The 12,099-nt window shown below is 70.4% G+C and carries 12 protein-coding genes; 7 read left to right on the top strand and 5 right to left on the bottom strand.

The genetic code is table 11. The annotated features are described in order from the left end of the window. The first annotated feature begins 87 nt into the window (after window positions 1–87). Together PA27867_RS03545 and PA27867_RS03550 are read left to right on the top strand one after the other, a co-directional pair. A complete protein-coding gene (locus PA27867_RS03545) occupies window positions 88–1,485 on the top strand; it encodes a hemolysin family protein (protein ID WP_084020640.1) in 1,398 nt (465 codons plus the stop codon). Next, on the top strand, window positions 1,482–2,540 hold the full coding sequence (locus PA27867_RS03550) for a hemolysin family protein (RefSeq protein ID WP_066593266.1): 1,059 nt from the start codon (window positions 1,482–1,484) through the stop codon (window positions 2,538–2,540). The genes PA27867_RS03545 and PA27867_RS03550 overlap by 4 nt, the downstream gene beginning before the upstream one ends. On the opposite strand, the gene PA27867_RS03555 is transcribed toward PA27867_RS03550, so the two are convergent. Next, window positions 2,537–3,385, bottom strand: coding sequence for a Cof-type HAD-IIB family hydrolase (locus PA27867_RS03555; RefSeq protein ID WP_066593270.1), 849 nt, complete (start codon window positions 3,383–3,385; stop codon window positions 2,537–2,539). The genes PA27867_RS03550 and PA27867_RS03555 overlap by 4 nt on opposite strands. A 122-nt stretch (window positions 3,386–3,507) precedes the next feature. On the opposite strand from PA27867_RS03555, the gene PA27867_RS03560 reads away from it, so the two are divergent. Then, a complete protein-coding gene (locus tag PA27867_RS03560; RefSeq protein WP_066593274.1) occupies window positions 3,508–3,900 on the top strand; it encodes a VOC family protein in 393 nt (130 codons plus the stop codon). A gap of 4 nt (window positions 3,901–3,904) precedes the next feature. Here PA27867_RS03560 and PA27867_RS03565 read toward each other — a convergent pair whose 3' ends face one another. Beyond that, complete coding sequence (locus PA27867_RS03565; protein WP_066593288.1) at window positions 3,905–5,011, bottom strand: NADH:flavin oxidoreductase/NADH oxidase; 1,107 nt, start codon at window positions 5,009–5,011, stop codon at window positions 3,905–3,907. 22 nt (window positions 5,012–5,033) lie between these two features. Here PA27867_RS03565 and PA27867_RS03570 point away from each other — a divergent pair, with 22 nt between their 5' ends. Genes PA27867_RS03570 through PA27867_RS03585 form a run of 4 tightly spaced genes read left to right on the top strand, consistent with a single transcriptional unit; the run spans window position 5,034 to window position 8,866 of the window. Beyond that, window positions 5,034–5,876 (top strand): ADP-dependent NAD(P)H-hydrate dehydratase, encoded by an 843-nt coding sequence (locus PA27867_RS03570; protein ID WP_066593291.1) that lies wholly within the window; start codon window positions 5,034–5,036, stop codon window positions 5,874–5,876. A gap of 50 nt (window positions 5,877–5,926) precedes the next feature. Beyond that, window positions 5,927–7,240, top strand: a complete 1,314-nt coding sequence (locus PA27867_RS03575) for a glycosyltransferase 87 family protein (protein WP_167550819.1) — start codon at window positions 5,927–5,929, stop codon at window positions 7,238–7,240. A gap of 2 nt (window positions 7,241–7,242) precedes the next feature. Next, window positions 7,243–7,554: a YkoF family thiamine/hydroxymethylpyrimidine-binding protein gene (locus tag PA27867_RS03580; RefSeq protein WP_066593295.1), complete on the top strand. Its 312-nt coding sequence runs from the start codon at window positions 7,243–7,245 to the stop codon at window positions 7,552–7,554. 34 nt (window positions 7,555–7,588) lie between these two features. After that, window positions 7,589–8,866 (top strand): MFS transporter, encoded by a 1,278-nt coding sequence (locus PA27867_RS03585; RefSeq protein WP_066593300.1) that lies wholly within the window; start codon window positions 7,589–7,591, stop codon window positions 8,864–8,866. Window positions 8,867–8,894: 28 nt separating this feature from the next. Here the strand turns inward: PA27867_RS03585 and PA27867_RS03590 are convergent, their stop codons facing one another. The 3 genes from PA27867_RS03590 to PA27867_RS03600 are packed head-to-tail and all read right to left on the bottom strand — an operon-like array spanning window position 8,895 to window position 12,023. Further along, window positions 8,895–9,566 carry a response regulator transcription factor gene (locus tag PA27867_RS03590; RefSeq protein ID WP_370626857.1) on the bottom strand — a complete coding sequence of 224 codons (672 nt, stop codon included), beginning with the start codon at window positions 9,564–9,566 and terminating at the stop codon, window positions 8,895–8,897. Between the two features lie 55 nt (window positions 9,567–9,621). Continuing rightward, window positions 9,622–10,908, bottom strand: a complete 1,287-nt coding sequence (locus tag PA27867_RS03595; RefSeq protein ID WP_084020644.1) for a hypothetical protein — start codon at window positions 10,906–10,908, stop codon at window positions 9,622–9,624. Beyond that, window positions 10,905–12,023: a sensor histidine kinase gene (locus tag PA27867_RS03600; RefSeq protein WP_236900824.1), complete on the bottom strand. Its 1,119-nt coding sequence runs from the start codon at window positions 12,021–12,023 to the stop codon at window positions 10,905–10,907. Before PA27867_RS03600 ends, PA27867_RS03595 begins: the two co-directional genes overlap by 4 nt. Between the last annotated feature and the right edge of the window lie 76 nt (window positions 12,024–12,099).

The raw sequence follows: 12,099 nt of genomic DNA on the forward strand, positions 1-12,099 counted from the left end.
CAGGTGCGAACGGTATAGTTGACCCTCTAATGGACGACCCTCCCTCTGCGCATTCGCCCGAACATAAACCCTCGCCCGTGACCCGCGATGGAGCCGCCCGTGTATGAGTGGATCATGCTCGGGATCGGCCTGATCCTGACCCTCGGCACGGGCTTGTTCGTGGCCAGCGAATTCGCGCTGGTCAATCTCGACCGGTCTGACCTCGAAGCGCGGCAGGCCCGCGGGGAGACCCGTCTGGCGATGACCATCGCCGCACTCAAGATCACCTCGACGCACCTCTCCAGCGCCCAGCTCGGCATCACCCTGACCACCCTGCTCACCGGCTACGCGCTCGAACCGGCGATCAGTAGCCTCCTGGCCGGTCCGCTGGGCGCGGTCGGGATCCCCACGGCCGTCATCCCCGTGGTGGGATCGACCGTCGCGATCGTGCTGGCCACCCTGATCTCGATGATCGTCGGCGAACTCGTGCCGAAGAACTTCGCCCTGGCGCTGCCGATCCAGACCGCCAAGTTCGTGATCCCGTTCCAGACGGTGTTCACCACGGTCTTCCGGCCCGCCGTGACCGTGCTCAACGGCAGCGCCAACGGGCTGCTCCGGGCCGTGGGCATCGAGCCCAAGGAGGAGATCTCCGGCGCCCGCACCGCCGAGGAACTCTCGTCGCTCGTGCGCCGCTCCGCCAGCGCGGGTCTGCTCGAGGAGGACACCGCGACGCTGCTGCACCGCACCCTGCTGTTCTCCGGCCACACCGCCTCCGACGTCATGACGCCGCGCCCGCGGCTGGCCAGCATCCCCCGCACCGCCAGCGCCCAGGCCGTCATCGATCTCACCCGGCAGACCGGCTACTCCAGGTTCCCCGTGATCGATGAGGGCGTCGACGACGTGGTGGGCTTGGTGCACGTCAAGCAGGCCGTGGCCGTTCCGCGGTTCCGCCGGGCGGATGTGCCGGTGTCGGCCCTGCAGTCCGAGGCCCTCCGGGTGCCGGAGACGATGAAACTCGACGGGCTGCTCGCCGAGCTCCGCGGCCGCGGCTTCCAGATGGCCGTCGTGGTCGACGAGTACGGCGGAACCGCCGGGGTCGTCACCCTCGAGGACCTGGTCGAGGAACTCGTCGGCGAGGTCGCCGACGAGCACGACCGCACCCGGGCCGGCATCGTGCGCTCGCCCGGCTCACTCACCTTTCCCGGCATGCTGCGGCCCGACGAGCTCGCTGAGCGCGCCGGCCTCGCGGTACCGGATGACGGCCCCTACGAGACCGTCGCCGGTTTCGTGATGAGCGAGCTCGGCCGGCTGCCCGTGGTGGGCGACATCGTGCGCATCCCCACCGGCGAACTGCGTGTGGAGCGGCTCGACGGCCGCCGCATCGACCGGTTGCGGTACACGCCGGACCCCGTCGAACCCCCGACCGGAACGACCGGCTCGATCCGAATCATCCAGAAAGACGACGTGACCACTCACTCTGAGCGCAATGGGGTGAGCGGCCGATGAGCGACTGGGCCGGACTCGGCTGGCTGGTCGTGCTCCTGATCGGCAACGCCTTCTTCGTCGGCGCGGAGTTCGCCGTGATCTCGGCACGCCGCTCGCAGATCGAACCCCTCGCGGAGGCCGGCAAGCGCAGCGCCAAGACCGCGTTGTGGGCCATGGAACACGCCACCCTCATGCTGGCGACCTCGCAGCTGGGTATCACGGTGTGTTCGCTGCTGATCCTGAACGTGTCGGAGCCGGCCATCCACCACCTGCTCGAGATCCCGCTGAACCTCACCGGGCTGCCCGAAGAGGCCATCGGCACCATCGCGTTCGTCATCGCGCTGTTCATCGTGTCTTACCTGCACGTGGTGTTCGGCGAGATGGTCCCCAAGAACCTGTCCTTCTCGGTCCCCGACCAGGCCGTGCTGATCCTGGCCCCGCCTCTGGTCTTCTTCGGTCGTCTGGTCAAACCCGTCATCGTGGCGCTGAACTCCACCGCCAACGGGGTGCTGCGGCTGTTCGGGGTGGCGCCCAAGCATGAGGCCACGAGCACCTACACGCTCGATGAGGTCGCCACGATCGTCACGCAGTCCACCCGCGAGGGCGTGCTCACCGACGACTCCGGCGCGTTGACCGCGGCGTTCGAGTTCACCACCCGCAAGGCCAGGGACATCGCGGTGCCGCTGGACCAGCTGGTCAGCCTGCCGGAGTCCGCGACGCCCGCCGACGTGGAGAAAGCCGTCACCCGGCACGGCTTCTCCCGGTACGTGCTCGACGGTGCGAACGGGGAGCCGTCCGGCTACATCCACCTCAAGGACGTGCTGGGGCTGAACGTCGATCCCGTCGAGAGCGGGCGCAACGGGTACACCGACCCCATCCCGGCCAAGCTCATCCGCCAGTTGGTGTCGATCTTCGAAGACACCGACCTCGAGGACGCCCTAGCGACCATGCGCCGCTCCGGCGCCCACCTGGCCCGCACGTTCACCGCCACGGGCGACGCCACCGGGGTCCTGTTCCTCGAGGACATCATCGAGGAACTGGTCGGCGAGGTCCAGGACGCCACCAGGCGGCTCTAGGCGAGGGCCGGTGCCGGCTCAGGCAGCTCCGGCAGGGCATCGAGGATGCTCGTGATAACGCCCTCATCGACGTTCGACGGGGCCTGGTACCTGGCCAGGGCCCGGATGCTGGGGTGCGCGTTGGCGACGGCGTAGGACGCTCCGGCGGCTTCGAGCATCTCGGCGTCGTTGAGGAAATCCCCGAACGCCATGGTCTGCTCCCGGTGGATGCCGAGGCTCTGCTGCAGCCGGGTGAGCGCCGTGCCCTTGTTGACGCCAGGGCGCATGATGTCGACCCAGTTGTCGCCGGAGATGACCACGTCCGCGGGTAGGCCGAGCGCCCGGACGGCGGGGGCGATCCGGGTCTCCGCCTGGCCGAGCCCGAAGACGGCAAGCTTGAGCACGTCATCATCCGCCGCGGCCGCCCGCACATCGTCCACGACCTCGAGGGCGGCGTAGTACGGGCGCACGTGCCGGAGGAAGCCCTCGTCGGCGCGCTCGACGTAGGCCGATCTGGCGCCGCACAGCACGATACCCATATCGGCTCCGTCCGCGGCGGCGCGGCGCACCCAGTCCACCACGGGCGCGATGATCGACCCGATGACCGGTTCCCGGGCGATGGAGACGCCGTCCTGCACGATGTTCGTGCCGTTCTCCGCGATGTAGACGAGCCCGGCCCGGCTGCCGAACACGGCGTGCAGGGTCTGGTACTGCCGTCCGCTGGCCGGGACGAAGACGATGCCGGCCGCCTGCAGGCGATCGAGCAGCGGCCAGAACCGGTCGGGCACGCGCCCGTCGGCATCGAGCAGGGTCCCGTCCATGTCCGAGGCGATCAAACGGATGTCGGCCGGCAGGGGAGAGGTCATTTGGCCGAGTTTACCGCCGCGCCGGTCCCGGCGGGCGGGTTGCCGGCCCGGCCGGGGCTCTCGCCGGGCGGGTGTTGCGGGCGTACCGTGTTCGGTGAAAACGGAAAGCGAGGGAACAGATCATGTTGAGTCAACTGGAACCGTCCGCCGTGCTCCCGGCGCGGGACATCAAGCGCGCACGGACGTTCTACACCGAGAAACTGGGACTGCAGCCGGCCGAGGAGCGCGAAGGCGAGCTGAGGTTCCGCGCCCTGTCCGGCGCGTCGGTGCTGGTCTACGAGACCGAGAACGCCGGCACGGCCAAGAACACGGCCCTGCTCTGGACGACGGACGACCTGGCCGGCGAGGTGGCGCGCCTGCGCGACGCCGGTGTGGTGTTCGAGGAGTACGACCTGCCCGGTCTGAAGACCGAGAACGGGATCGCGACGACCGATCAGGAACGTGCAGCGTGGTTCAAGGACTCGGAGGGCAACATCCTCTGTGTCGCTGAGGAACGTGTCGCGGCGGAACTCTGAGGCGTCAGGCGGGCCAGGCGGCCCGCAGGTACTGGCCGGGCCAGTAGTCCAGCTGCACGCCGAGCTCATGCGCGGCGCGCAGGGCGAAGTGGGGGTCCCGCAGGAATTCGCGGCCGAGCATCACGGCGTCGGCGGCGCCGGAGGCCACGATCTCGTCGGCCTGCCTGGCCGTCGTGATCAGGCCGACGGCGTTGACCGGCACCGCGGCGTTGTCCTTGACGAACTGCGCCAGCGGCACCTGGTAGCCCGGCGCGAGCGGGATCTGCACCCCGGTGACGTTGCCGCCGGAGGAGATGTCGAAGAAGTCGGCGCCCGCCGCAGCCGCCCAGCCCGACACGATCGCGGTCTCCTCGACGGTCCAGCCGTCGGTGGCGTAGTCGGTGGCGGAGAACCGCACGAGCAGGGGAACGCTCTCGCCGACCTCCGCGCGCACCGCGGCAATCACCTGCAGCAGCAGGCGGGCCCGGTTCTCCAGGGAGCCGCCGAACTCGTCGGTGCGCTCGTTGCTGAGCGGGGAGAGGAACTGATGCAGGAGGTAGCCGTGCGCCGCGTGTAGTTCGAGCACGTCGAAGCCCGCGGTCAGGGCCCGGCGGGCAGCCGCGGCGAAGTCGGCGACGACGGCAACGATGCCGGCTGCGTCCAGCGCCGTCGGGGTGGCGTAGCCGCCGAATGCGATGTCGGACGGTGCCACGGCCGCCCAGCCGCCCTGTTCGGCGGGCACGCTGCCGTGTTCGGCGGTGCCCCAGGCAGGGAAGGTGGAGGCCTTGCGGCCGGCGTGGGCGAGCTGGATGCCCGCCGTGGCGCCCTGCTCGTGCAGATAGGCGACGATACGGGTCCAGGCGGTGGTCTGGGCCTCGTTCCAGATGCCGGTGTCCCGGTCGGTGATGCGGCCCTCTGGGCTGACCGCGGTCGCCTCGGTCACGATCAGGCCGGCGCCGCCCGCGGCGAGGGACCCGAGGTGCACGAGGTGCCAGTCGGTGGGGATGCCGTCCAGGCGGTGCACGGAGTACTGGCACATCGGAGCGACCCAGAGCCGGTTGCGGATCTCGACACCGCGCAGGGTGATCGGGTCGAAGAGCGAGACGGCGGGAGCTGTGGAGGTATCGGACACCGAAACAACCTATCGTGAGTGCATGGCGAAACCACGACGATGGCTGGAATGGGAGGCCGCCCAGGCCCGCGACTGGATCGCGGTTCCGCAGGCGACCGATGACAAGTACAGCCGGGGTGTGCTGGGCGTGCGCACCGGTTCCACCGCGTACCCGGGGGCCGCGGTGCTCGGAGTCGAGGCCGCGAGCCGCACCGGTGTGGGCATGGTGCGCTACCTCGGCCCGAAGCGGGTGTCGAGCCTGGTGCTGCAGCGCCGCCCCGAGGTCGTCACGGCCGACGGCCGGGTGCAGGCCTGGCTGCTCGGGTCTGGCATGGACGCCGCCGCCCGCAGCGACGAGGAGACGGCGCGGCTGCGGAAGGCCCTCAAGCAGGGCCTGCCGACGGTCGTCGACGCCGGGGCCCTCGACCTGGTGGGCGGCACCGCCGGACCCACGGTGATCACCCCGCACTTCCGTGAGCTGGCCGGGCTGCTCGGCCGCTCGGGCCAGACCGTCACGGCCGACCAGATCGCCGGCGACCCCGGTGAGTGGGCCGTGCGGGCCTCCAGCGCCCTCGGCTGCACCGTGCTGCTCAAGGGCAGTGTCACCCACATCGCGTCACCGTCCGGCATCCGCCTGACGGTGTCCGGCGCACCGGCCTGGCTGGCCACGGCCGGCTCCGGCGACGTGCTCGCCGGCATCCTCGGCGCGCTCCTGGCCACCCACTCCGCGCGCATCGAGGCGGATGCCGACGCGCTGGCGGCCCTCACCGCCACGGCCGCGTTCGTGCACGCGGCTGCGGCGCACCGGGCCAGCGCCGGGGGACCGCTCGTGGCGTTGGACGTGGCCGAGGCCGTCCCGGCGACCCTCTCCGCCCTGCTCGCCTGACCGGAGGCAAGCCAGGCCCAGGCCGCGACGTGAATGTGCAACAGTGGAGCGTGCCCGAAACCCCGATCCCTGCCGCAGCCTCGGTGGCGCCGCCGACCGGCCGTCTCTGGTTCCTACGCCGGCCGCTCGTTCTCTGGGGCGGTTTTGTGCTCGTGCACGCCGTGCTCATCGGCCTCAACCTCAGCGGCATCGGCTGGCCCCTCGGCGATGTCGAACGGGTCTACCTGGGATGGGCGGAGGGCACCGTCTCCGGCGCCGTGCGGCTGGGCATCGACACCGACTTCGTCTACCCGATCCTGGCCCTTGCCCCGATCCTCGCGTCGCTGGCCTTCGGGGCGCCGATGTACGCGCTCACCTGGCTCGGCCTGGTGACGGTGCTCAACGGCGTCGCGTTCGGTGTGCTCACCGGCCGCCGGCCCGGCCGGGCCGCCGCAGGGGCAGCCTGGTGGTGGCTGGGCTTCCTGCTCCTGCTCGGCCCGGTCGGGCTCGCCCGGATCGACTCGGTGACGGTTCCGCTGGTGATCATGGGCCTGCTGTGGCTCCGTACCCGGCCGTTCTGGGGCGCGGTACTGCTCAGCGTGGCCACCTGGGTCAAGGTCTGGCCGGTCGCCGCGATCATCGCCCTGGTCGTGGCGTCGAAGCGCCGCTGGCAGGTGCTCGCCGCTTTCGCCGGCACCTCCGCGCTGATCATCGTGGTGGCCCTCACCCAGGGCAGCGGGCTCACCATCCTCAGCTTCGTCACGGAGCAGACCGACCGCGGCATCCAGATCGAGGCCCCGGTGGCCGGCTGGTGGCTGTGGCAGTCGGCGCTGGGCATCCCGGGCACCCTGGTGTACTACGACCAGCAGATCCTCACCTACCAGGTGATCGGCACCGGCACGGAGCTGGCCATCGCGGTGATGACCCCGCTGCTCGTACTCTGCGTGGCCGCGGTGCTCGCGCTCGGCTGGCGGGCCCAACGCCGGGGCGCCTCCGTCGACAGGCTCTTCCCGCCGCTGTTGCTGGCCCTGGTGCTCACGCTGATCGTGGTCAACAAAGTCGGTTCGCCCCAGTTCATGACCTGGCTGGCAGCCCCGCTGATCCTCGGGCTGGTGAGCTCGCCGCGGTCGTGGTGGCGACCGGCCCTGGTCGCCCTGGTCATGGCGGCGCTCACCCAGGTGGTGTATCCGTATTTCTACGACGGCCTGCTCGCCACCACCCCGGCCATGGTGCTGATCCTCACGGCGCGCAACCTGCTCGAGGTGGTGCTCCTGGTCTGGATGGCGGTGCGGCTGTGGCGGCTGGGCAGCCCCGGCGCCGGCCCCGGCGTCCTCACGCAGGCCGCGCCGGCCGCCGGCCTGCACCGTTCGATCCTGAAGGAGTAATCATGCTTGTCGCATTCTCATTGGCCCCCTCCGGAGCCCCCACCGACTCGGTGCACGACGCCGTCGCCGCCGCCGTGCGCGTCGTGCGCGAATCGGGCCTGCCCAACCACACCGACTCGATGTTCACCACCATCGAGGGCGACTGGGACGAGGTGTTCGCGGTCGTGAAGGCGGCGGCGGATGCCGTGGGCGCGTTCGGCAGCCGGGTGTCGCTGGTGCTCAAGGCCGACATCCGCCCCGGCTATTCGGGAGAGTTGACCGCCAAACTGGACCGCCTCGAGGCGGCCATGGAGCAATCGGACGATCCCGCGTAACACCGACGACACGACGGGTGCGTATCCTGAGTCGATGCCCTCACTCACCGACGGGACGGCGACACTGACGCCGGCCCGGGTCCGCCTCGCGCTGCTCGCCCTCGCCCTGGGCGGTTTCGCCATCGGCGCCACCGAATTCGTGGCCATGGGCCTGCTGCCCAACCTCGCCGCGGATCTGCTGCCCGGTCTCTACGCTTACTCCCCGGACGTCGCCAACGCGCAGGTGGGTTGGATCATCTCCGCCTACGCGCTCGGCGTCGTCGTCGGGGCGCCCACCATCGCGGCAGCGGCGGCCCGCTGGCCGCGCAAGCAACTGCTCCTGGTGCTGTTGGCCTGCTTCACCCTCGCCACCATCGCGTCGGCGCTGCTGCCGACGTTCGGCCTCGTGCTCGTGGCGCGTTTTGTCGCCGCACTGCCGCACGGAGCCTACTTCGGTATCGCCTCACTCGTCGCGGCAGAACTGATGGGGCCGGGCAAACGGGCCCGCGGTGTGGCGATCGTGCTCTCCGGGCTCACCATCGCCAACGTCATCGGGGTGCCGTCGATCACCTGGCTCGGCCAGCTGGCCGGCTGGCGGGTGGCCTACATCGCGGTGGCCGCGCTGTTCGCCGTGACCTTCGTTGCCGTGATCGTGGCCGTGCCCTTCCAGGCCGGGGACGCCGGCGCCACCATGCGCAACGAGTTGCGGGCCTTCGGCCGTCTTCAGGTCTGGTTCGCCCTGATGATCGGGGCCGTGGGCTTCGGCGGTCTGTTCGCCGTGTACACCTACGTGGCGCCGTTGGTGATCGAGATCACCGGGCTACCGGCCTTCGCCGTGCCGCTCGTGCTCATCGTGGTCGGCCTCGGCATGACCGTGGGCAACTTCGCCGGAGGGGTCTTCGCCGACCGCAGCGTGCGGCGCAGCATGTACGCCTTCTTCGCCGTCATGCTCGCGGCCCTGCTGCTGTTGGCCTTCTCCGCCCAGCACCTCGCAGGCCTGCTGGCCGGGGTGTTCCTGGTCGGCGCGTCGGCGGCGGCGCTGTCGCCGACCATCCAGACCCGGCTGATGGATGTGGCGCACGACAGCCAGTCGATCGCGGCGGCCCTGAACCACTCGGCCCTGAACCTCGGCAACAGCCTGGGCGCGTTCCTGGGCGGCGTCGTCATCGCGGGCGGCCTGGGCTACCTCGCACCGATCTGGGTCGGCTTCGGACTCAGCGTGGTGGGCCTGGGTCTCGCGGTGATCACCTTCGGGATCGACCGGTCCCGCCGCCGGAGGGGCCGGCCCGTTCCCTACGGCACGGCCCTGATCACGGTGGTCGACGCGCACTGAGCCGCGCGCCGACCGGCCCCGGTGGTGCTTAGTCGGACTGCAGCAGGATGCCGTCGTGGATGGCACGCTTGCGCAGCGCGACCTTGGTTCCCACGTCGAAACCGGCCAGGCGGTACTTCTCGCGGATCCGCTTGAGGTACGACTTCGCGGTTTCCTCTGAGATGCCGAGCTGGTGCGCCACGGCCTTGACCGGTTCGCCGGCGCCGTACAGAGCCATGACCCGGCGTTCCTGGGCGCTCAGGCGCGGCGAGGAGCCGGCCGTTCCGCTGTGCAGGGCCAGGTCGAGCTCGGCGGAGATGTAGGAGTCGCCGTCGTTGGCGGCGTGGATGGCCTCGACGATGGTGCTGGCTTCCTCGGTCTTCACGAGGTAGCCGAGCGCTCCGGCGGCCAGGGCCTCACGCACCAGCGCGGGCTCGGAGTAGGTGCTCATGAGCACCGTCTTCACCCCGGCGGTCTTGAGCGTGGAGATCTTGAGCGAGACCGGGATGTTGTCCTTGAGGTCCAGGTCGAGCAGGACCACATCCACCGGGAACTCCGGATGGGTGAGGAGCTCCGGCCAGGTGGTCACGGCGGCCACCATGTTGATGTCGTCAGCGGCCCCCCTGATCCACTCGGTCAACGCTCCCAGGAGCATCCGGTGATCGTCGACCAGGGCCAACCGGATGGGATTGTCGATGAGCGTCACTGCTGTGTTCGTCACTGCTGCCTCCTGTTGCATGTTCCCCCGTCAGACGCACTCGTGCCGGCTGGCACGGTCAGGCGTCCGCAGGATTGTCAATACTGCATTCGATGTCGACGTGGAGCTGCCCACTTCGCACCGAATCGATGTGAGGGCCGACTACTCGGATAGCTTGCCACGTCTCCGGGTCCACGCGTCGCCGAGGCACACCCTCGACGATCATTTTGATTGGAAACCGCAGCATCTCACCGATTTCGTGGCCACTGGTACGGCCCAAAGGCCCAAAAACGAGCGAAACCGTCGGTTCGGCGCCGTCGGTGTCGCTGATCAGGAGCCAAATCGCCAGAAGCAGCGCGTCACGCTGCTCGGGCGAGAGCTGGCCGGCGAGCCCCGACGGGTCGTCGAGGTTCACGGCGGGGCCGAGGAACTCCGACTCGGTGAGGGCATGGTGCAGCCAGGTCTCCCGGCGGCCCTCGATGAGGTGCAGGCGCAACTGGGTGGCCAGTGTCGCCGCGGCGGCCGATTTCGCCGGGCTGAGCGGCAGCGCCGTGCGCCCCGTCGCCACGTCGTCGAGCAGGGTCTCCGCGTCGAGGTCGATCCGGGCCAGCTCCTCCGACGCGAGCATGCCCACGGCGGAGGACGGCTGGGTCACCGTGCTCTGCACGAGGACCAGGTCGAGTTCCCGCTGCACCATTCGACGGAAGCCGCGGACGATCGAGACGCCGACCAGCGGCGGGAACACGCACAGGCTGATGGTGAGGATGGCCGGGGCGAAGGTGAGGGGCATGCTCGCGGCGGCCGTGAGCGAGCCCGCGGCGATCACGGCGCCGAGCACGAGCGTGGCGGCGACGACCTCCCGGCCGCGCCGCACGGTGACCAGCATGGCGAACAGCGCTCCCACCCCGGCGGCGGCCGTGGGGTAGGTGCCCAGGGCGTCGCCGCGGCCGTACCCGGCCAGGTCGAGCCCGACGACGACCTCGCCGGTGGCGAGCACCGTGAGCAACATCCAGGTGGGCATCCGGCTGGAGAGCCGGTTGACGAAGACCCCGGTGACCGCGATGGCGATCACCAGGATGACCCAGGCGGCGAGGGTGGGCAGCGGGTTGGGGTAGCGGTCCCACTGCATGGCGAACCGCCACATCAGGAAGAGGGCGAAGAACCCACCGCTCAGGGAGATGCCGACGCCGAGGTGGCGGCCGCCGAGGCCGGCCCCGTTGGCCCGGGTGGTGTTGACCGTGCGCTGTGGGCGCCGGAACGCGCGGCGGCGTTCGTCACGCTGCTCTTCGAGCAGCTGGCGGTGCGCCCGGGTCGACGACGACCCGCCGTTCGTGCCCAAGGGCGCCGGTACCGCACCCGAGGTCATTTGGGCACCTCGAGAACGACGGTCGTGCCGGAGCCGGGGGAGGAGAAGAGCCGCGCGGTTCCGCCCACGTCGCGGAGGCGCGCCACCACGGATTCGGCGAAGCCCAGTCGTTCGGTGCTGACCGCGCTGAGGTCGAAGCCTCTGCCCGCATCCGTCACCATGGCCCGCACGGTGGTGTCGTCGTCGGAGATGGTGACGTCGGCGCGGGTGACACCGGAATGCCGGCGGACGTTCTCCAGGCACTCGCCGAGGGCGAGCAGGAACGAGTCGAGCACATCGCTGGGCAGCAGCACCTGGCCACTGCCGTGCCAGTCGACCTCGAGGCCCATCCGGCCGAAGCGTTGCTTGACCGACTCGAGGGTGCTGCCGAGCATCGACGTGTTGGCCGGCTCAAGGGTATACACACCGGACCGGCTCGGGGTGGGCAGGCCGCCCAGGCGCAGCTGGCGCAGGAGCCTGGCGTCGTCGCCGGACTGCTGCCGCAGCGCCGCCGGGCTCACCCCGACTCCGGAGTGGGCGAGCAGGGTGAGGGTGGCCAGCACGGTGTCGTGCAACAACCGGGCACCCTGCCGGCGCTGGGCCTCGAGCTCGCTGGCATGCCGTTCGGCCTGGTGGGCCCGCCCGATGGCCGCGATGCGCTGCAGCACCCGGGGCACGCTCTGCGCGATCCACCAGCCGCCCAGCGACAGTGCCGCCCAACCGCACACGGTCAGGGCCAGGGGGAACACCGAGCCGCCGGCAGAGATGGTCACGAGCGCCACCGCGGCCACGGTCAACCCGAACGAGGCGAACAGGATGACCTGCCGGCCGGGCCCGACCACCAGCACGGGGGCGACGCAGCTGAGCGCACCGGCCGCGATGGAGGCGATCACGGCCTCCTCCAGAATGTTGAGGCCGAGGCCACGCTGGGAGGTCAGTCCCACGAGGAGGATGGCGGTGTTACCCAGCAGCACGACGCCCACGGCCCAGCGCACGGCACTGCTACGGCCGAGCAGGTACTGGCAGCCGATAATCAGCAGCAACAGTGGCACGACCACCAGGGTCACGCGCGGTTCGAGCCCGCCGGGCACGGCGAGGTAGGCCAAAGTCGTCACCGACGCGGTCAAGCCGACCATACGGCTGACCCGTCGGAGGACCCGGTCTCGCTCTCTGGCAATGCGTGGCATAAATGCAGTGCTCCTCGTGAGTGCT

Source organism: Cryobacterium arcticum, from assembly GCF_001679725.1.
Classification (GTDB): Bacteria; Actinomycetota; Actinomycetes; order Actinomycetales; family Microbacteriaceae; genus Cryobacterium; species Cryobacterium arcticum_A.